Source organism: Pseudorhizobium xiangyangii, from assembly GCF_020531965.1.
GTDB lineage: Bacteria > Pseudomonadota > Alphaproteobacteria > Rhizobiales > Rhizobiaceae > Neorhizobium > Neorhizobium xiangyangii.
On the sequence record NZ_JAJAWH010000019.1, the window covers coordinates 75,251 to 95,187 of the forward strand.

General features: G+C 61.6%; 24 protein-coding genes and 1 pseudogene. 24 read left to right on the plus strand and 1 reads right to left on the minus strand.

The features are described 5' to 3' along the window. The first annotated feature begins 10 nt into the window (after positions 1-10). From LH464_RS17345 to LH464_RS17450, 22 genes are all read left to right on the plus strand, one after another. Positions 11-985, plus strand: coding sequence for a glycoside hydrolase family protein (locus LH464_RS17345; protein ID WP_226787655.1), 975 nt, complete (start codon positions 11-13; stop codon positions 983-985). After that, positions 985-1,515, plus strand: coding sequence for a hypothetical protein (locus LH464_RS17350; protein WP_226787656.1), 531 nt, complete (start codon positions 985-987; stop codon positions 1,513-1,515). Before LH464_RS17345 ends, LH464_RS17350 begins: the two co-directional genes overlap by 1 nt. After that, positions 1,512-1,733, plus strand: coding sequence for a TraR/DksA C4-type zinc finger protein (locus tag LH464_RS24880; protein ID WP_226787657.1), 222 nt, complete (start codon positions 1,512-1,514; stop codon positions 1,731-1,733). Before LH464_RS17350 ends, LH464_RS24880 begins: the two co-directional genes overlap by 4 nt. 29 nt (positions 1,734-1,762) lie before the next feature. Further along, positions 1,763-2,062 carry a DUF2730 family protein gene (locus LH464_RS17360; protein ID WP_226787658.1) on the plus strand — a complete coding sequence of 100 codons (300 nt, stop codon included), beginning with the start codon at positions 1,763-1,765 and terminating at the stop codon, positions 2,060-2,062. Further along, positions 2,059-2,373, plus strand: a complete 315-nt coding sequence (locus LH464_RS17365) for a VpaChn25_0724 family phage protein (RefSeq protein ID WP_226787659.1) — start codon at positions 2,059-2,061, stop codon at positions 2,371-2,373. Before LH464_RS17360 ends, LH464_RS17365 begins: the two co-directional genes overlap by 4 nt. 1 nt (position 2,374) lies before the next feature. Then, entirely contained in the window at positions 2,375-2,962 is a 588-nt protein-coding gene (locus LH464_RS17370; RefSeq protein WP_226787660.1) for a DUF3486 family protein, read from the plus strand. Continuing rightward, the gene (locus tag LH464_RS17375) at positions 2,959-4,575 is read left to right on the plus strand and encodes a hypothetical protein (protein ID WP_226787661.1); all 1,617 of its coding nucleotides are present in this window, start codon (positions 2,959-2,961) and stop codon (positions 4,573-4,575) included. The genes LH464_RS17370 and LH464_RS17375 overlap by 4 nt, the downstream gene beginning before the upstream one ends. Next, entirely contained in the window at positions 4,569-6,230 is a 1,662-nt protein-coding gene (locus LH464_RS17380) for a DUF935 domain-containing protein (protein WP_226787662.1), read from the plus strand. Before LH464_RS17375 ends, LH464_RS17380 begins: the two co-directional genes overlap by 7 nt. A 4-nt stretch (positions 6,231-6,234) precedes the next feature. Beyond that, positions 6,235-7,458: a phage head morphogenesis protein gene (locus LH464_RS17385; RefSeq protein ID WP_226787663.1), complete on the plus strand. Its 1,224-nt coding sequence runs from the start codon at positions 6,235-6,237 to the stop codon at positions 7,456-7,458. Between the two features lie 330 nt (positions 7,459-7,788). Further along, positions 7,789-8,796 (plus strand): phage protease, encoded by a 1,008-nt coding sequence (locus tag LH464_RS17390; protein ID WP_226787664.1) that lies wholly within the window; start codon positions 7,789-7,791, stop codon positions 8,794-8,796. 36 nt (positions 8,797-8,832) lie between these two features. After that, entirely contained in the window at positions 8,833-9,237 is a 405-nt protein-coding gene (locus tag LH464_RS17395) for a hypothetical protein (RefSeq protein ID WP_226787665.1), read from the plus strand. Between the two features lie 39 nt (positions 9,238-9,276). Next, a complete protein-coding gene (locus tag LH464_RS17400; RefSeq protein WP_226787666.1) occupies positions 9,277-10,170 on the plus strand; it encodes a Mu-like prophage major head subunit gpT family protein in 894 nt (297 codons plus the stop codon). Positions 10,171-10,264: 94 nt separating this feature from the next. After that, on the plus strand, positions 10,265-10,525 hold the full coding sequence (locus LH464_RS17405) for a hypothetical protein (protein ID WP_226787667.1): 261 nt from the start codon (positions 10,265-10,267) through the stop codon (positions 10,523-10,525). Positions 10,526-10,648: 123 nt separating this feature from the next. Continuing rightward, entirely contained in the window at positions 10,649-10,918 is a 270-nt protein-coding gene (locus LH464_RS17410) for a hypothetical protein (RefSeq protein WP_226787668.1), read from the plus strand. A gap of 121 nt (positions 10,919-11,039) precedes the next feature. Continuing rightward, positions 11,040-11,498, plus strand: coding sequence for a gp436 family protein (locus tag LH464_RS17415; protein WP_226787669.1), 459 nt, complete (start codon positions 11,040-11,042; stop codon positions 11,496-11,498). Further along, positions 11,495-11,971 carry a phage virion morphogenesis protein gene (locus tag LH464_RS17420; protein ID WP_226787670.1) on the plus strand — a complete coding sequence of 159 codons (477 nt, stop codon included), beginning with the start codon at positions 11,495-11,497 and terminating at the stop codon, positions 11,969-11,971. The genes LH464_RS17415 and LH464_RS17420 overlap by 4 nt, the downstream gene beginning before the upstream one ends. Then, positions 11,968-12,588 carry a hypothetical protein gene (locus LH464_RS17425; protein ID WP_226787671.1) on the plus strand — a complete coding sequence of 207 codons (621 nt, stop codon included), beginning with the start codon at positions 11,968-11,970 and terminating at the stop codon, positions 12,586-12,588. The genes LH464_RS17420 and LH464_RS17425 overlap by 4 nt, the downstream gene beginning before the upstream one ends. Next, the gene (locus LH464_RS17430; protein WP_226787672.1) at positions 12,581-13,120 is read left to right on the plus strand and encodes a phage baseplate assembly protein V; all 540 of its coding nucleotides are present in this window, start codon (positions 12,581-12,583) and stop codon (positions 13,118-13,120) included. The genes LH464_RS17425 and LH464_RS17430 overlap by 8 nt, the downstream gene beginning before the upstream one ends. A gap of 5 nt (positions 13,121-13,125) precedes the next feature. Next, positions 13,126-13,335 carry a hypothetical protein gene (locus tag LH464_RS17435; protein ID WP_226787673.1) on the plus strand — a complete coding sequence of 70 codons (210 nt, stop codon included), beginning with the start codon at positions 13,126-13,128 and terminating at the stop codon, positions 13,333-13,335. A gap of 25 nt (positions 13,336-13,360) precedes the next feature. Then, a complete protein-coding gene (locus LH464_RS17440; protein ID WP_226787674.1) occupies positions 13,361-13,765 on the plus strand; it encodes a GPW/gp25 family protein in 405 nt (134 codons plus the stop codon). Further along, complete coding sequence (locus LH464_RS17445; RefSeq protein WP_226787675.1) at positions 13,762-14,637, plus strand: baseplate J/gp47 family protein; 876 nt, start codon at positions 13,762-13,764, stop codon at positions 14,635-14,637. Before LH464_RS17440 ends, LH464_RS17445 begins: the two co-directional genes overlap by 4 nt. After that, the gene (locus LH464_RS17450) at positions 14,637-15,752 is read left to right on the plus strand and encodes a phage tail protein (protein WP_226787676.1); all 1,116 of its coding nucleotides are present in this window, start codon (positions 14,637-14,639) and stop codon (positions 15,750-15,752) included. Before LH464_RS17445 ends, LH464_RS17450 begins: the two co-directional genes overlap by 1 nt. A 30-nt stretch (positions 15,753-15,782) precedes the next feature. On the opposite strand, the gene LH464_RS17455 is transcribed toward LH464_RS17450, so the two are convergent. Beyond that, complete coding sequence (locus LH464_RS17455; protein ID WP_226787677.1) at positions 15,783-16,088, minus strand: hypothetical protein; 306 nt, start codon at positions 16,086-16,088, stop codon at positions 15,783-15,785. A 72-nt stretch (positions 16,089-16,160) separates the two neighbouring features. Here LH464_RS17455 and LH464_RS17460 point away from each other — a divergent pair, with 72 nt between their 5' ends. Then, positions 16,161-19,370 (plus strand): DUF4815 domain-containing protein, encoded by a 3,210-nt coding sequence (locus LH464_RS17460; protein ID WP_226787678.1) that lies wholly within the window; start codon positions 16,161-16,163, stop codon positions 19,368-19,370. Between the two features lie 9 nt (positions 19,371-19,379). Continuing rightward, positions 19,380-19,937, plus strand: a pseudogene (locus LH464_RS17465) (hypothetical protein); the annotation flags it as partial.

The window sequence follows — 19,937 nt, forward strand, 5'->3', positions numbered from 1 at the left end:
GGCAAATCATATGACCGCGACTAGACGCGTGAGCGCTGAAGGGCGCTCCTTTTTGTACGGGCATGAGGGCGTCGTCCTTCGGGCCTATCGTTGCGCTGCTGGTGATTTGACGATCGGTGCCGGGCTTACCACGGCCTCAGGCGTCGTCACGGTCAAGCCCGGCATGACGATCACTGCAGAAGAGAACGATCGTTTGGTCGATCTCGCTCTTTCCAAGAACTATGTTCCAGGCGTCCTGAAAGCGTTGGGTTCCAGTGCCAGTCAGGACGCTCTCGATGGCGGCACTTCCTTCCATTACAACACCGGAGCCATCGGTCGGGCTTCGTGGGTCAAGGATTTCCGCGCCGGCAATTCCGCCGGCACCCGCAAGGGACTTGCCGCTTGGAAAAAAGGCGGCGGGAAAGTTCTGCCCGGCCTTGTCCGCCGCCGAGCCGAAGAGGCTGACGTTATCCTCCTGGGTAAATATCCCCACTGGGTAATGAAGGGCGTGACCGCACGGCCGGCCGACCATGTCCTTTTCGCCACCTTCGTCGTCTCAGTCACTCCTGGTGAGATCGAAGCCATTCGCACTGGCTTCCGGTCAATTGGTTTTGAACCGGGTGCCGTCACCGGCAAAGTGACACGCGTTGCCGTCGAAGCCTTCCAGAAGGCCTACGATCTGAGCGTCGACGCGAAGATCGGTCGCGCTACGCTCTCAACACTTCAGCGCGAGATAGACGCCCGCAGCAAGGCTAAGACCGCCGTGACCACTACCGCTGTTTCGACGCCAGTCGCTGCGGGAGCTGGCGAGGCGGCAACCAATGTCGATCCCTACACGATCGACTTGACGGCGCTGCCGGACACCGCAGGCCTCTGGTTGGGCGGTGCCGTGTTGGCCGCAGGCCTCCTCTACGGCGCTTGGCTCGCATGGCACTACCGCGACATGATCGCCGTTCGTCTCGCTCCTCGCTTCCCGAAAACCGCAGCCTTCCTGAGGAGCTTCTGATGAGCGCGACACTGGCCGTCATCCTCGGTGCCGCCGCAAAGGTCGGTGCCCCTCTCATCAAGGCTATCGTCGGAAAGCACGTTGGCCCTTTGGCCGGCTCGTTGGCCGGAGATGTTGTCGAGCAGATCGCCTCGCGGGCTGGCATTCAGCCTGAGGCTCTGCCCGACGCCAACCCCGCCCTGGTGGAGGAAGCCGTCAGAGAGGTCGAACACGCTGCGCCCGAGCTGATCGCGCTCTATCAAGCTGGGCTCACAGGACAGTTCGCGCTGCTTCAGGCCGAGCAGGCGGGTGGCTTTTGGGAAAGCGCCTGGCGGTGGGGCTGGATGTACCTGCTGGCCTTTCTGTGGTCCTGCGCCTTCCTCATCTTTCCGCTCCTGCGAGCCTCCGGATTTGCGGTCGATCCAATCGACAGTGCGACCCTCATGACACTGACCGGCTGGTTTATCAGCCTCTACATGGGCGGTCACACGGTGAAGGAAATCGGCAAGCAGGCCGTCGAAGCCGTGAAGACTTGGAAGCAGCCTAAATGAATTTCGGCAATGGAGCCTTCGACCAGGCGTCCCGCAGAGAGCAAGAGGAACGGGAAACGCTCATCGCAGACGCCGCACATGCAGTCAGCAGGAAGGGCTCTGCCATCTGCTGCGATTGCGAGCGGCCCATTCCCGAAGATCGTCGGATCGCAGCCCCGTTCGCTGTGCGTTGTATCGAGTGCCAGAAGATCCACGAGAGAGAGAAATCGCTTCGATGAGCCCAGCGGAAATTTCACAATACTTGGGCTTGGCCCTCGCAATCATCGCGCTGCTCGGTCACGCCAAGGGCTACTTCTCCTCCGGGGAAAAGACGCTGACGGCTCGCGTGGACAAGGTCGAAGGCAAGCTGGTCGAACACGATCGCCGCGTCCAGACGGTAGAGAGCGAGATGAGGCACCTGCCGGACAAGAGCACTGCCCACAAGCTCGAATTGGCGATGGCCAACCTGCTTGGCAGGCTCGATGCCATGGACGAACGAATGAAGCCGATCGCTGCCACCAGCGAACGGCTGCACGATCTACTTCTAGAACAGGCACGAAACAAATGAGCGAACTTGCTACCGACTTCGCGCGCATCGTCCGTGAGGAAGCGCGGCTGATCATCCTGAAGGCGCTTGCCGAGCAGACCAATGAGAGCCTGTCATCCAGCATGCTCGAACAGGTGCTGGCGCGGTTTGCCATCCACCAGGAGCGTCCGTGGATCCATCAACAGATGGAGTACCTGAAGACGATGGAGGCAATCACCGTCGTCGAAGCCGGCAGCGTCAAGATCGGTACGCTTACCGACCATGGCCGTCGTCACCTCGATCGACACATTGCGATCGAGGGCGTCAAGCGCCCGTCGCGGCCGGGGGCCTGATATGATCGGACGCGGCCGACTAAGCGGCATTGAGCTATTGCCGGAGCTTTGCGCGCCGGCCGTCGCTTGGGCAGCCGATGCACTCCAGGATCGGGATCTGACACAGACCGACATCTACAAGGAGTTTGTCGGCCGACTGGAAGCGATCGAGCGCGAGCACCGTGGCGAGCTGGAATTCGCCATCCCTTCGTTCTCCGCGTTCAATCGCTACTCGATCAAACTCGCAACGCTCTCATCGCGCCTCAATCAGACCCGCGAAATTGCATCGACGCTGGCGGAGAAATTCGATGCTGCTGACTCCGACAACCTGACGCTCATCGCGGCCGAGGCCATCAAGACGCTGATCTTCGAGCTGCTGACCAATAGCGGCGAAGGTGGCATGGCGCCGAAGGAAGCGATGAGCTTGGCAAACGCTTTGTTCAAGGCAACGCAGGCGCAAGGCATTTCTACCGTGCGGCGCCAGAAGGTCGAGGCCGAGTTCAAGGAACAGGCAGAGAAGGCAGTCGAGACTGTGGCGAAGGCCAAGGGGCTTACAGCCGAGACCACCGAAGCGATCCTGTCGCAGATCCTCGGGGTGAAGAAGTCATGACGGCGCCGATCACAGAGGCGCAGTGGGCCGAGGCGCGCCGCCAAGCGACCGAAGTCCTTCCAGGAGTTGTCAGCGAGGTGGGCCTTCCTAAGGCCCTTATCTCTTATCAGGCACGCGTGCTGGAGCTGCTGGAGAGCGCTGCCTGCCGCGTTCTCTTCGTTGAGAAGAGTCGACGCATCGGCCTAACCTTTGGCTTCGCATCCTACGCGGCGCTGCGAGCTGGGCGGACCAAGGCCGCCGGCGGCATGGACGTGATGTACATCTCCTACTCCCAAGAGATGACGCGCGAATTCATCGACGCTTGCGCGATGTGGGCAAAGGCCTTTTCCAACGCCGCCATGGCCGTCGACGAGTTCCTGTTCGACGACAGCGACAAGGAAGAGACCAGAGCCATCCAGGCATTCCGCATCCGCTTTGCGTCAGGCTTCGAGATCATCGGCCTGTCATCTGCACCGCGAACCCTTCGCGGTAAGCAGGGCGTGGTGATGATCGATGAAGCGGCCTTCGTCGACAGCCTGCCGGAGCTGCTGAAGGCCGCACTCGCCTTCCTGATGTGGGGCGGCCAGGTCGTGGTCTGCTCAACCCACAACGGTACCGAAAACGAGTTCAACAAGCAGATCCAGGACATCCTGGCCGAGCGCACGAAGTACGATCATATCCGCATCGATTTCGACCAGGCGCTGAAGGAAGGGCTCTACGAGCGCATCTGCCTGGTCAACGGAAACGAATGGACGGCCGAGGGCGAAGCCAAGTGGCGTCAGGAGATCATCGACTTCTACGGTGACGGCGCCGATGAGGAGCTGTTCTGCATTCCCACCGCCGGTACCGGCGCATGGCTCCCGGCCGTGCTGATCGAAGCCCGAATGACGATCGAGGCGCCGATCATCCGGCTGGAGCTGCCGCGCGACTACCTGCAGCGGACGCGCCTGGAGCGCATGGTGCTCATGGCCAACACGGTAAAAGAACTACAGGAGGCTATCTCCCGCCTCGACCGGGAGCGCACACACGCCTTCGGTTTCGACTTTGCCCGCGTCGCCGACTTGTCCGTTGCAAAGCTGCTCTCGATCACTCGCACGCTCAAACGGGAGTCCGCGCTCACGCTGGAAATGCGCAACGTTCCCGGTGACGAACAGAAGCTGCTCACTCGCATGATCCTGCGCGGCGCACCGCGCCTGGTCGGTGCCGCATTCGACGCCACCGGCATGGGCTGGACGGTTGCCGAAGACATGGGCCGCGAGTTCGGCTTCCGCCTGCCTGACGGTAGCGGCGGCCTGGTCGACGCGATTAAGTTCTCCGTCGACTGGTACCGCTTCCAGATGCCGCCCCTAAAAGCGGCCTTCGAAGACGACATGATCGCGCTCGCCAAGGATGACGAGCACCTGGGCGACCTCCGCCTGGTGAAGGTCATCGCCGGCGTTCCGAGGGTGCCGGATCTCCGATCGGGCGAAGGCTCGAAAAAGCGCCACGGCGACTTTGTCATCGCGCTTGCGCTTGCCCACTTCGCCAGCCGTCAGCAGTGGCACGAGTATGGCTATGAATCGATCAAGGATCTGGTCGCCGCCAGCTCCGACGATGACGACGACGACTTCGATTTCGGGAGACGACATTGGTAGACCGCACTTCTTCCATCCTTGGCCCTGACGGCCATGCCATCGTGGTCAGGACGCTCTCGCAAGAGGTTGCGACGCCGACGATCGCCGGAGTTCGTCGCACGCATGAGGACCGCGTTGCCACCGGCCTGACGCCCGAGCGCCTCGGCACCATCCTGCGCGACGCGGCCGAAGGACAGGCGCGGTCCTATCTGACGCTCGCCACGGAAATGGAGGAGCGCTACCTGCACTACGCATCGCAGCTCCAGACCCGTCGCCTTGCGATCGACAGCGTGCCGATCTCGATCGAGGGTGAAGGCATCGACAGCAAGATCGTCGAAGCCGTCGAGGAGCTGATCAACGAAGAAGGATTCCTGACCGCGCGCAGCAGCCTGACCGATGCGATCTCGAAGGGCTACGCTGTCGCCGAAATGATGTGGGAGTATGAGCGCAAGAAGCTGCGGCCGGTTGAGTACATCGAGCGTGACCAGCGTTTCTTCCAGATGGACCGCCTGTCTCTCCGTCACCTCCGCCTTGCCGTCGACGGCTCGATCGAGGGAGAGCAACTTCCCGAGGCGAAGTTCCTCCGGCACCTGCCGTCCACGCGCGCCGGTCTGCCACTTCGCCGCGGAATGGCGCTGCCGGCGGCGTGGGCCTACCTGATCCAGCAGTTCACCCTGCAGGACTGGGCGGCATTCTCCGAGGTCTATGGCATGCCTTTGCGCGTCGGCAAATACAACGCCGCCGCCAGCCCGGCTGACAAGCGGACGCTCCTGAAAGCAGTGTCGTCGATCGCCAACGACGCGGCCGCCATTGTTCCTGCCGGAATGGAGATCGAATTCCACGAGGTCAACGGCGCCAATGGTGCCGCCGTCTTCGGTGGCCTTCTGGACTATATCGACAAGCAGATCTCGAAGCTGGTGGTCGGTCAGACGATGACCAGCGACAATGGCTCGTCGCTTGGCCAGGCGAAGATCCACAATGAGGTGCGCCTGGACATCCTGCGCGCCGACTGTGGGCAGGAAGCGATCACCTTCAACCGCGATCTGATCAGACCCTTCATTGATCTCAATTTCGGCCCACAGGAAAAGTACCCGCAGCTTCAGATGCTGGTACCGGATCCGGAGGACATCGACGCCTTGTCGCAGGCTCTCGATCGGCTGGTGCCCCTCGGCCTGAAGGTAAAGCAGACAGAGGTCCGCGAAAAGCTCGGCCTGTCCGATCCGAACGATGACGACGATCTACTAACGCCGCCTGCCGCTGCACCGGCAGTCGACACCGCGCCGGTGAAGCAGGAGCCGAAGAAAACCCCGCCGGCAGCCAACGACGAGACAGCCGCCGAGGCGGAGCGGAAGTCGAAGACGGCCGCGCTCTCCGCGATCGTGATCGACCACCGCCGCGCCTGCCGCTGCGGAGCCTGCACCGCACTGCTCGCGGCCGAGGCCGGAGAGCCCGACGCCCTTGACCAGGTCGAGGCGCTGTTCGCACACGCCATGGATGATTGGGAGGAGATGGCACGGCCGATCGTGCAGCCCATTGCCGATATCGTCCTCAACGCAACGAGCTTCGACGACGCCTTGAATATGCTTAAAGCCGCCGGTCCAGACGCTTCAAAGATGGCTGAAAGGCTTGGACGCCTCACGGCGATCGCGCGCGGCGTCGGCGACATAGCGGACTGAGGGCATGTCCGAGATCCGCAAAACTTTCGCAGTTCCTCCTGAGGTCACCGGCTACTTCGATGGCAAGTCGAACGCGCCGGCCTTCTCCTGGCTGGACGTCTGGTCGGAAGAGCACGCCTACAAGTTCACCGTGGCAAAGGCGACGGAACTGGATGTGCTCACTTCCTTCAGGTCGACGATTTCGCAGGCGATCGCCGAAGGAAAAGGCTTCGACAACTGGAAGCCGATGATCGAGAAGCAGTTGTCGAAGCTTGGCTGGTGGGGACCACGCATGGTCTCCGATCCGACAGGTGAGCAGCCCGATCGCATGGTCAACTTCGCCAGCGATCGCCGCCTGAAGACGATCTTCTGGTCGAACGCCAACAGCGCCCGATCGGCAGGACAATGGGAGCGCGTCCAGCGGTCGAAGAAGGCACTGCCTTACATCCTCTATGTTCGCACCACGTCGGGCGATCCTCGCCCGGAGCACCTTGGCTGGGTCGGCATCATACTCCCCGTCGACCATCCCTTCTGGCAGACGCACTGGCCGCCCAACGGCTGGCTCTGCAAGTGCCAGGTGCGCCAGATCTCCGGCCGTGAAGCGCAACAGCTCCTCGGCCGTGAACCGGAGGACGGCGGAATCCTCTACCGTGACAGCGCACCTGACCTGGGGCCGGACATCCAGCACCGCAACCGGCGCACTGGCGAAGTCACAATGGTGCCGCCGGGCATCGATCCTGGCTGGCACACCAATCCCGGACTGTCGCGTGCCTCGACACTGATACGCAATCTGGAAACGCGACTTGAAGTGGCGGCGCCAGAGGATGCGACCAAAGTGTTGACTGAGCTTTGGGAGGATCCCTATCTCCGCCTGGCGCCACGCCTTCCGCAGAAGGTCTGGTTGCCGGCCGGCCACAACGCGAAGCTGGCGGAGGAGTTGGGGGCAAAGTCACCAGTGATCTCGATCACCAGCGAGACGATTGCGGAACGGATCGATCGCCATAAGATGAGCGTTGAGGATTTCGCGATCTTGCCAAAGATCCTTTCCGAAGCACCAATTCTCCCGGACCTCGCTGGCAAGCCGGGAGTGCGGACGCTGGTCATTAAGATTGGCCGGGCTTTCTGGCGATCGTTCGTGACACGGTCATCCACCGGCTATCTTCGCGTCAACTCGCTGCACCAGAAGACCGGCGACGAACTGCGCCGGCAGTTGCAGCGGTCAGATATCGAATGGCCATTTGAGGATTGAAGCGTGGCAGGGAGGGACCGACCCCGGCTTTCACCGGCTCCCCTCCATCGGGCAATCAAGGCCAACGGATTTCGACCGCCACGCAAAGGCAATATAGCATCCTTTCCGAGCTCTTCAATATCGCCCTCAGGAGCGCGTAGAAGCGTTCGAACGCCCGGATACTCGTCCCATGTGTATAAAACGCGTCAGCGGGCTTTGAAACGGCTTTAAATTTGAAGCGGGGGCGCTATGCTCGTGTGCATGTGAGGCGGAGCGGACGCCTCGTCGGATTTGATGGGGCTGACACTTGTCAGCCCGGCCCGAAGCGATCGGCATGGCAAACATTGCCCCATGTTGAACCGCACCGCAACCACCCTTCTGATTTCCTGTCTCGCCACCTCGTCGGCTGAAGCCGAAGCGCTGGCCATGACGAGCGTCGCCACGATCGACGTCTTTGCTGTTGAGCCGCTCGCCGGCGCGGACAAAGGTCCACAGTGGATCAAGCTTGCGCCGCGTGGTCCTTTCACGGCGCGGGACGCTCGCAAGTTCACGATTGATCCGGAATTGCTCGTCGAGCGCTTCAATGCCGACAAGGTCGCGCTGCCGATCGATGTCGATCATGCGACCGTCAAGAAGGCCATGTTCGGCGAATCCGCACCCGCCATTGGATGGATCGAGGAGCTGCAGGCGCGGCCCGATGGCCTCTATGGCCGCGTCGAGTGGCTGGAGCCTGGTCTCGCAATCCTCGCCGCCAAGTCTCACCGCTTTATCTCACCGGCGCTCAAGACCGACGATCACGGCCGCGCCTACTGGCTGCACTCGGCCGGGCTTGTGGCGGCGCCTGGAATTTCCATGCCGGCCGTCGCATCGGCCGACCCAACCCACACGGAGACGAACATGCTGAAGGCTATCGCGAAGGCTCTCAACCTGCAGGAAGACGCAAACGAGGCCGCGTGCCTGTCCGCCATCGGCGACATGCTGACCAAGCGCGTCGACCCAGCGATCCACCAGCAGGCTCTCGACCAGGTCAAGACCCTGGGCTCGGAACTTGAGAGCATCAAGGCGGTCGACCGCAAGTCCAAGATCGACACTCTACTCGAAGGCGCATTGACGGCGAAGAAGATCAGCCCGGCGCAGCGCGAGAGCTACGAGGCTCTTTGCGCGACCGACAGCGGCTTTGAGCAAGTCTGGAAGCTGATCGAGACGCTCGGTGCCGGTCTCGCGCCCTCTGACCTCGACAACAAACGCGGCGGTGGCGGCGACCTGAAGACGCTCTCGGCCGAGGACCGCACCATCATAAAGGAGATGGGTCTCTCGGAGGAGGAGTACCGCAAGGCCAACGGCCTCGACGCCGCCTGATCCATCCACCCGACATTTTCGCTGGAGACTTAGAACATGACCGCAATGAGCCAGGCCCGCCAGCCGACCGAGATCGAAGGCGTGTACTCGCAGGCGCCGATGAAGGGCGCCACCACCATCCTGCAGGGTGCGATCGTCGCCGTGGAAGCAGGCCTCGCCGTTCCGGGCAAGACGGCCCTCGCCCTTGTCGTTCTCGGCGTGGCGCCGACCACCATCAAGAACACCGGTGCAGACGGGGCGGTCATGGTCGCGGCCAAGCGCGGCACGTTCAAGTTCTTCAATCTCGGCGCCGATGCCATCACGGCCGGCGACGTCGGAAAAGACGCCTTCCTGGTCGACGATCAGACCGTGGCCAAGAGCAACGGTACCAACACCCGCTCCGTAGCCGGCAAGATCATCCAGGTCGATAGCGACGGCGTCTTCGTGCGCGTCGGCTACTGACCAGCCAGCTACTTAGCTTTCAACCTCAAGGGAACATCAATGCGCGTTATCACCGCAGAACTGCTTGCCGCCGCACAGCGCGGTTTCAAGACAGCCTTCCAGAAGGGCTTTACGGGCGTTGCGTCGCTCCATACCTCCGTCGCGACGATCATCAACTCGACCGCGCGTGAAGAAACCTACGGCTGGCTTGGCGATATGCCGAAGCTTCGCGAATGGATCGGAGATCGCCACATCAAGGGCCTGCAGGCCAAGGGCTACTCGATCACAAACCGCAAGTTCGAAGCTACGATCGCCGTCGCCCGCGACGACATCGAGGACGATGCACTTGGCCTCTACGCTCCGCGCTTCGAGATGCTCGGCAACTCCGCCGCATCCCATCCAGACGAGATCGTTTTCGAACTCATCAACGCCGCCTTCTCCAGCACCTGCTACGATGGCCAGAACTTCTTTGACACCGATCACCCGGTCGGCAAGGAAGGCAACGTCCAGTCCGTTTCTAACATGCAGGCTGGCGCCGGCGCATCGTGGATCCTCGCAGATCTCTCCCGGCCGCTGAAGCCCTTCATCTTCCAGAAGCGCCGCGACTACAATTTCACGACAAAGGAAGATGCCAAGTCGTCCGACCACGTCTTCCTGCGTGACGAATACCTCTATGGCGTCGATGCTCGCGCCGCAGCGGGATACGGCTTCTGGCAGATGGCATTCGGTTCCAAGGCGGAGCTGACGGCCGCAAACCTCAAGGCCGCCTACGAAGCCATTACGTCCTTCACAGACGACGAAGGTCGCAAGCTCGGCTTGAAGCCCACGCACATCATCGTCGGGCCGACCCTGACGTTCAAGGCTCGCGAGATCCTGTTGGCCGAGCAGATCAATGGGACTTCCAACACGGTGCGCAACCTCGTCCACGTCATTGAAGCTCCGTACCTGAACTAGTCTCGGCGTGGGCAACTCGCCCGCACCGCCGCCACAGGCGCAGACTTTCGGCTGCGCCTGTTCCACCCGCCCGCAACTAACAACGGAACCTGAAATGTCTCGCACCTATTTCCTGCATTCCTTTTTCGGCCTGAGACTTCTCTTTGCCGTCCTCGCACCGATCTTCCTGCCGATCGTCGAGGTAGCCGGCGCGATCACCGTCTTCGCGATCAACCAGATCTCGACAGGCGCTGAACACATCTGGCGGGAACTGCGCGACCTCGGCCGCAACGCCTTCCGCGTCATCCAACGGCTAAAGCCGGTCTATCGCGAGAGCTATGACACCAACGGCCTTAGCCTGCACCTGCGTTGCTGAAATCCCGGGAGGGGGCCGCGTTGGCCCCCAGATCGCCGGCCGCCGTTCCTCCTCCCAGGCGGCCGGCGGTTCTCCGGCAAGCGGCGTCGACGCCTTTTCCCTGAGAACCGCTAGGAGAGCAACATGACTACCAGCAAGACGACTACCAAGCCGGAAGCCAACAACACGCCGGCGACGAAAACAGTGAAGATGCCCGTCATTCTCGTCACCTCGCCTGGCGGTCCACGCCGGCGCGCTGGTTTCAGCTTCAGCGAAGCTACCCGCGAGTTTCGCGAAGCCGATCTCGAAGGCAAAAACGTCGAGGAGCTGATCGAGGCATGGCGCGCCGATCCGAAGCTGAAGGTCGACATGAAGACCGAAGAGGTCCCGGCGACCGAAGGCGACGACGAATAAGCATCCAGAGCGGGGAGCGCCGCGCAAGGCCGATGCGGCAACTCTAGCCGTTAGCAAGCCCTAAGCCCCGCCGATCGGCAAAGCCGCCGGCAAACAGCAGCACCAATTTCGAGGGGAGAACATGGCCGCTTACGCCACCATTGCAGATCTGGAAGCCCGCTTCCCAAGTGATCTGGCACTTGTCGCGGCCGACGAAGCCACCGGCTTGCGCGACGACGTCCGTATCGGCCATGGCCTCGACGACGCCTCAACCGAGATCCGCGCCATCCTTGCCGCCCGCTACTCGCCTGCCGAGCTGGCGGCGCTGGATCAATCATCGCTGGACGTGCTGCGTGTCTACGCGATCGACGTCGCCTTCTATCGGATCGCGCTGGCCTTCTCCCGCTCCACGGAGAACATCAAGGAACGTTACGACCAGGCCATCAAGCGCCTGGAAGCGATCGCGTCCGGCAAGGGTGCGCTGACCACAACGACGCCCACCGGGCCGGCGGACGGCACCGGCGACGGCGTCGGCCAGAACGAGGTCATCGTTTCGGCTCCAGAGCGCATGTTCACCCGCGAGAGGCTTGGCCGGATATGACCGTCGCTCTCGTTGTCGATTCCGGGGACTTCGATCTTGTCCTGAAGAAGCTCTCCCCGCTGTTCAATTTTCAGCCGAGTGAGCTGATGACCACGCTTGGCGCCCTCGGAGAAAGCCAGACCCGCCGGCGCATCACCGACGAAAAGACATCGCCCGACGGCACCGCCTGGACGCCGAACCACGAAGGCACTCCGATCCTTGTGCAGACCGGACAGCATCTTCTCTATTCTATTGCGTGGACGGCGTCGGCCTCCGAGGCCGAGTGGGGCTCAACGTGGGAATACGCCCACGTCCACCAGGACGGCATGACCATCATCCCGAAGAACGGCGAGAACCTCGCGTTCGCGATCGGCGGCAAAGCGGTCTTCGCGAAGTCGGTCACGATACCGGCGCGACCGTTCGTCGGCCTCTCCACTGACAACATCAAAGAGATCATCGATGTGGTGACGGATCACTTCGGAGTACTGCAATGATCGAGCCCCGCGCGATGGACGAGCTGCTCGCTCGTGATCCTCTTGCTCCGGTTCAGTCCGCGATCGTCGCGACCTTGAAGCCGCTTCTGCCAGGCGTCTCGATCGAGAAGCATCCGGGGAAAGTCGATCTGTCGGAACTGGTCGCCAAAACAGTCGTCCTGGCGCCTGGCATCGGGATCGGCTTCAGTCGCGTTCGCGAGACCTTCCTCACCGATGGCGCTACCTGCTTCGCCGTCGAGTGGGTGGCCTACATTGTCGCCGAGGCCAAGGTCGTCGCCACCCGCCGGCGCGAGAAGGAAGAGGTTGGACTGGCGATCGGCGCCCGCCTGCTCGCCATCCTCGCCGATCCGACGATCTCTTTATGGGGCCTTCACGGCACGATGCCGATCGAAGATAAGCCATCCCCGGAAATGAAGCCGTTCTTCACGATCAAGGACGCCAAGCAGGGCACGGCTTATTACGCCGTCACCTGGACGCAGGTTGTTGCCGACATCAGCTCGGCCGTCTTCCCCGAGGCCACCGGCGCTGTCAGCGAGGACGCCACCCACATCCAGTACGAAGACGAGGCGCTGACCTCGATCGAGCCGTGGATCCCTGTCGAGGTGAGCGATGATTGATCCAACCTCCCGCGAGCTTCGCCGTCTCTATGCCCGCGCAGAGCGTGCCGACCGGCGTATCGCCATGATGAACTTGAGCGGAAAAGTGGTCGCCAAGGATTCCGACAAGCGCCGAGTGCGCCTGAAGCTCGGGACCAGCAGCGACGGCCGAGACGTTCTTTCGCCGTGGGTGCGTTGGCAGGAAGCCGGTGCCGGCGGCCTCAAGATCCATTCCGAACCGGCCGAAGGCGAGCAGATGATGCTGGTATCGGCCTCGGGCACCGTCGGCGGCGGCTCAATCGCCATTCCGTCAACCTACGACCAGGACAATGAGGCGCCCTCGAAATCCTCCGACAGCGCGGTTTTTGAACGCGGCGGTCGGATCGAGCTGGTCCCGAATGGCATCCGCCTTGTCGGCACCGAGATCGAGTTCGTTGGGAATGTCCGCGCGACTGGCGGCGACTTCGAGCACGAGGGCACCAACGTCGGACACGATCACAAACACACCGAAGTCTTCAGGGGCAGCCAGCTGTCCGGCCCACCAGAGGAGTGAAACCCATGGCGAAACAATCCAGACAAACAGAACCAAGCAACGTCCAGGCGGCCGACGACGGCAAGCTGGCCTACCAGGTCACCGATCGGGCACCCGGCCGCATCGGCGGCAAGCGCGTCGAGCTGAACGCGACGGTGTTGCTGACGGAAGAGGAAGCACGCGCCGAGCTGCTCGCCGGTCACCTTGCACCGGCTGCAGCTTCAAAGCCCGCATAAGACCAGATCGAAGGGCGCTTTAAGTATGGCAGGACAGATCCGGTATCGCAGTGGGATCGACGGCAGGACGGGGAAGGTCATCACTGGCATTCCTCACCTGATGCAGTCGTTGGCCAAGATCTGGGGCACGCGGATTGACACCCGCGTGATGCGCCTCGACTTCGGCTCGGATCTACGCTCGCTGCTGTCCGAGGATCTGACGCCCTCGATCGCTCTGCTGATCTACAACGAGCTGGTCGCCTCTGCTGCACGATGGGAACCCGAGTATGTTCTCAACCAGCTGCAGCTGGTGACCATCTCCGAGACCGGCAAGCTCGGGCTCCGCCATGGCGGCCTGTACTTCCCGGAGGGCCGCTTCGGAAACTACGACCTCGCCGTGCCGCTCGCGCTCAAGGCAACACCATTGAACCGCCTGGGGAATGCTGCATGAGCATCGATCTCTCCCTCCTCCCGCCGCCCACCATCATCCAGGATGTCAGCCATGACGAGATCGTGGCTCGGCAACAGGCGAGGTTCGAACAGTTCTGGCAAGCCATCCGCGTGGCGAACCCGAGCGCGGATCTTCCGGCCTACGACGTCTCGATGCTGGAGACCGATCCGGCCGTTATCAGCAATCAGGCGGAGAGTTTCCGGGAGACGCTTCTGCGGGCTCGTATCAATGGCGCCGTCCGCGCCCTGCTGCTGGCATTTGCTCGCGGTTCGGATCTCGAACATCTCGCCGCGTTTTATGACGTCTACCGGATGGCCGGCGAGGATGACGATCGCTTCCTGGTTCGCATCATCCTCGGTATTCAGGGCCGATCTACGGGTGGGACCGAGCCGCGTTACCGCTACGTCGCCATGTCGGCCGATCTCTCAGTGCAAGCTGCCATAGTTTACAGGGTCCGGCGCAGCCCACTGATCCATGTCGCTGTGTATTCCACTGCGCCAGACGGCGTCGCCTCGCCCGCGCTCCTGGCGAAGGTCGACGCCGCCCTGCAGGATCCCGAGGTCATCATGGTGAACGACACTATTGTCGTCGCCTCTGCTGTTAGGAAGATCGTGAGCCTTCAGGCGGATGTGTGGCTGCTACCGGACGCGCCGGAGGATACGCTCGCCACGGCTGAAGCAAATCTTCGCTCTGCCTGGTCCACTAATCGCGCGCTCGGGCGCGACCTCGTCGAGACCTGGTGGATATCAAAACTCATGGTCGGCGGCGTCCACCGTCTCGCCGCAGTAACTTCCGGCGATCTCATCGCCGAACCACACGAGGCGATCTCGATCGGCACGGTTAAGCTCAATGATCGAGGCAGGGCATTCTGATGACACTCCTGCCTTCAAGCTCCGATCTCTATGAGAGGGCTTTCGAGGCCTCCCTGCAGCCGCGCTGGAACGAGTTGAACTTGGCGGCCGAGGCAATCCGGACGGTGAAGTTCAACCCGCCACCGTCCTTCCTGCCGTTCCTCGTCTTCGAATACGGCCTGGGCGAGCTGACGCCTTACGTCCCGAACCTCTATACTTTGGTCGTCGACCGAGAGGGCGTGAACTGGCAGAGGATCCGCGGCACGCCGGCATCCGTCTACAAAGGCCTCGGCTGGCTCGGCTACACCGCAACCCTGGAAGATGCGTGGCACGGCCGCGCCTATTGGAACAGTACGCAGCTACGTTTCTCGGCACTGCCGGATGCAGATTTTCCGGATCTGGAGCGGATCGAGGGTGTCACGCGTCTGTCGCTTCCAAAGCGCTCTGACTTGCGTCGAGGCGTTTACCAGTACGACATCGGCGCCACCGAATCTGACGGCTCCGTTCTAGACGGGAGCATGCTGGATACGGAGAGCGGTATTGCGGTCACGGATGCCGGGACGCTCTGGTCCTTTGGTCGGGTGACTGAAGTCGATCATCTTTTGACGGAAGCCGAAGGACTGGCAATTGGCAACTGGCTTGAAGAGCCAGAAGGTGGCGGCATCAAGTGGACGTCGTTGCAGTATCCGTGGGTGCAGGCACAATTCAAATGGGCCGACAGCGCGACGAACATGCGGCGAAGCCTGATGGCAGGATGGTTTAGCGGCAGGCAGCTGTTTGCAACCTTCAGGGACACGAGCGGTAACCTCCTCGGTCACAGGCGATGCCGCGCAGTCCATCCTGTTTCCCAAAAGTTGAACGGACCCTACGAGGTCGGCAACATCAATTACGTACCTGCTGCCGGCGGCCGACGTCTTTACGTCGAGGCCATGACCGACGTTAACGACGCATGGGACGTAACCGCCGCATCCGTTGAAATCACGGTCGGCGCAGAGATCGCAGTCGGCATCAACCCGGGGCAGCTTTGGCTTCAGCCAGGCCAGCTCATCGGCGGCGAGCCGATCGCCCACACGGCAATCCACCTGCCATTGCGCAGGACGGTGCGCGACCAGGTCAAATTCATTGTGAGGTTCTGATGGACATGCTGCCCCCTGAAATCATCGCGATCATGGATCGTCGGAACGAGAGGCTACTACGCTTGGTTGAAACTCCGGAGGCTCAGGTAGAGCGAGTATCCGGCGGGCAAGAACCTTCATTTGTCGAGCGGAAACTGCGACACGATCATCATCATCCGGCTGAGGGTTCGTCTTGATGCGCCGGAACTCTCGTTCGGCGTTTTCTGTGACTGTTTCGGCAAGCTTCCGGCGGTCAAGAACGCCGCTGTCCCCAAGCTGCCGGATCAGCAACATGAGCACCGCCTCGGCAGCGCTGAGATGTCCGTCCAGAACTTTGATTTCCGCTTCGTCGTTCATACCGTTTTCCTTCGGTTCCACAGACCTCGCCTGTTCGAACCTGATTCTCCCTCCATTCAATAGGTCATCATCATGTACAAACACGAGAGCGGACTTCCGCAGGCTTATGATCGCGTGGGCGACCGACAGGATCTGCAAGGCGTCGTCTTCCATGGCGAGCGCCGCTTCATTCAAGGGGCCGAGCTGAACGATCTCCAGAAGATAGAGCGCAACCGCACTCGCCGTCTTGGTAAATTGCTGGTGAGCGAAGGCGACCGGATTGTCCGTGCCGACGCCGTTGTCGATCGCACGGGGCAGACCGTAACACTCACTTCAGGAGAGATTTATGTCGCCGGCGACGTCTTCCCGGTCGGCGAGGCGGTCATTTCAGGCGTGCCCATGGCCGGTCGCGTGGAGATCGGCGTCCGCCTGATGAAGTCCTTCATCACCCATGAGGTTGATCTGTCGCTTGTCGGGCTTGTACCTGGCTCGCGCGCTGAAGGCGAAGCGGGTGCCGCCCGTGAACTGGCCTCGATCGCATGGGCGATGGAAGGCGACAGCGGTGAAGGCGAATTCTACTCGGTCTATACGCTTCAGGATGGCGTTATCCTCGACCAGACCGGCCCGTCCTCGCTGGAGCCAGTCATGCAGCAGTTGGCAATCTACGACCGCGCCAATGGCAACTATGTCGTTTCCGGTTGCCGCGTAACCGCACTCGGTGCCGACAGCGGGTCGCAACTGTTTTCCATCCAGGAGGGCGAGGCCAATATCAGCGGCTTCAAGCGGACCCGTTATGCGGCGTTGCGCCATGCGGAGCCGGAAATTTGGGAAGAGGCCGCCATCCCTGGCGAAACAAAGATCTATCCGGGTGGTGCGTCCCATACGTTTGACGTCGATTTCGCGCCGATCGGTGTGATCAACTCCATCCTGTTGACGAAGGAAAAGACGATCACCGTCACGCGGGGCGCGCTCGCCAATGGGGCTGACGGATTGCAGGACACGAGCGTGATCTCGGTTTCGCTGGTGAAGCAGGGAGCAACCACATTCGGAGGCGGAAGCTACGCTCTCATTGGCAACACGATCGATTGGGAAGGGGTCGGGCCGGAGCCAGCCGCCGGATCGAGCTATGAGGTAACCTATCGCTACCGCGCATCCGTGGTGGCGGATGCCTTTACGAACAAGTCCATCACGGTTTCTGACGGCGCCCCCGGCGGAGAGGTCATTTTCGCCTATACGCAAAAGCTGCCACGGATCGATCGTATCGGCTTGAAGGAGGATGGTTCGCCTGTTTACATCAAGGGCGTCCCGGCGCGGAAGAACGCTATGCCGCCGGCGGTTCCGTCAAACGTCCTGAAGCTTGCCAAGATTGCCAACGACTGGATGGGTACGCCGGTCATTGAGAATGATGCCACGTGGCATCCGCCGTGGGATGTCGTCTGGACGTACCTCAACCGGATCCTCGATCACGATCGGCTGATCCAGCTGGAGCGCATCAAAAGCGGCATCGATTCGCGCGAGCCAGTCGCCAAGAAGGGTATGTTCGTCGACCCATTTGTCGACGACACGTTTCGGGATGCCGGTGAGGCTCAGTCCGGCGCGATCAGTGACGGAATGCTCCAGCTGTCGATCACCCCGACCTTTTATGTGGCACCGCTTGCAGAGCCGGTCATGCTCGACTGGACGGAAGAGGTCATTGTCCGCCAGGAGCTGAAGACCGCCTGCGAGAAAATCAATCCGTATGCGAACTTCACGCCTCTGCCAGGGGCAATGAAGCTTTCCCCGGCGGTTGATTTCTGGACGGAATCCCGGGTCGAGTGGACCTCGCCCACGACACAAGAGTTCAATCGCGGCGTCCGCACGGATAGCGGTCCACTTCAGACGAGCTCGATGGAAAACCAGTTAGTCGATCAGCGAGCCGAATTGCTGCAATTCCTGCGGCAGATCAGTGTCGGCTTTACCATTTCCGGGTTTGGCGTCGGCGAGATCCTTGAGACGCTGACTTTTGACGGTGTCGATGTGAAGCCGGCGGGCATCCAGACAGCAAATGCCAATGGAGAGATCAGCGGCTCGCTTCTTATTCCTGCTGACGTGACAGCTGGGAGTAAGGTCGTGAGGGCGGTCGGTATGGGTGGCACTGCAGCGGTTGCCATGTTCACCGGTCAGGGGACGATTGCAGTCGACATCATGCGTCGCGTGACGACCGTCATCAATTGGACGCAGCAGCAGGTGGAGCGTTGGACCGGGTTTGGCGGCAGCGGGAATATCGATGGTGGAAGCCAATCCGGTGCTGACCCGCAGGCACAAATGTTCGCAGTTCCGGAGCTTCGCCAGATCGTCGGCATAGACTTCCATGTCTGTGCGGTGGGCGATGCGGGTAATCACCTGCTGGTCGACCAGGTGACGATCGACAACGGGTACCCGACGACGGAGATCCTTGCGGAAGCAGTCGTACCCATGACCGGTACGGTAGCCAACACGTGGAAACATGCCCGCTACAACCTGCCTGTGACGACGCCTCCGGACCGAAAATTCGGCTTCGTTATCAAGACTGACGATAGCGAGCATTCGATCTCAGTCGCGGGATTGGGCGGTTTTGATGCGGACGCACAGAAGCGGGTCACGTCGCATCCATATGTGGTCGGCCCTCGTTTCTCGTCAGTCAACGCTGAAACGTGGACGGCTCATCAAGACGAGGCGGTGACGTACCGGCTTGTCGCAATTCGTTGCCTCGCCACGACGAAGGTGGTCGACCTCGGCACCTATGATCTTGTCAGATGCTCGGACCTTCAGATCCGTGCCGCTGTCGAGCTGCCGGGCGCTGGTTGCTCGGTCGTATTTGAGGTTGAGCGCAGGAACGGTACTGTCTATCGGCTTCTTCCGTTCCAGGTGCTTCAATTGACGGAGTACCTGACGGAGACGGTGCAGATGCGCGCCGTCCTGACAGGTACCGAGAAGCTTTCGCCGGTGCTGTTTGCGCCAATTGAGCTTATCGCCGGCGAGATTGCTGAAGAGCTCACCTACGTCACGCGGTCGTTCAGCCTTGGCGAGACCGTACGCGTGGCGTCTTATTACAAGGCGTTCCTGCCGGGCGGAGCGACGGCCTCGATGGAGTACGCCATCGACGGCGGGGCGTGGACCGACCTTCCGCTGGTCGACACGGACGCCCTGGCGTTCCCCATGTGGGTGGAACGCAAGCACGAAGACGCAAACCTGACCGGCCCCAACATGAGATTGCGAATTTCCGGAACCGGCGGCCCTGCCGCACGCCTGGTCATCGGCGATCTCGGCGCTGGCATCATGTAAGGCAGGACGATGGCTAATACCGAACATCTTGGGCTCGCAAAGCCCGACCCAGAAGCGGACGTCGACGACGAGTTCTATCGTCTTCAGCAGGTGCTGGATCAGCTGGATGCCATCATCCATGCACTGCGACAGTCGGTGGCCGGCAAGGCGGCGGCCGACCATACCCACCCGATCCAGCAGGTGGAGAACCTGGCGGCGGCGCTGGCCGAAAAGATGAATGCCGACAAGACGTTCTCGCTCGATGATCTCACCGACGTGTCTGGAGCAGCGGACGCGGCTTTGGGCTACATCCTCGCAAGGTCGCTACAAGGCTGGGTGCCGATGTCGGCCGCAGCCGCGATCGGCGTTCATCGCCACGGCGTCAACGATATTGACGGCTTGGCGCAGCAGATCGAGACGGTCGTTGCCAACCTTGGTGACGGCGCCCCTGCCGCTCTCGATACCTTGCGGGAGCTTGCGGCTGCGCTCAACAACGATCCCAATTTTGCAACGTCGATCATCTCGGCTCTCTCGATGAAGGTCAGCAAGACCGGCGATACCATCACCGGCGCGCTGAAGATCAGTAGC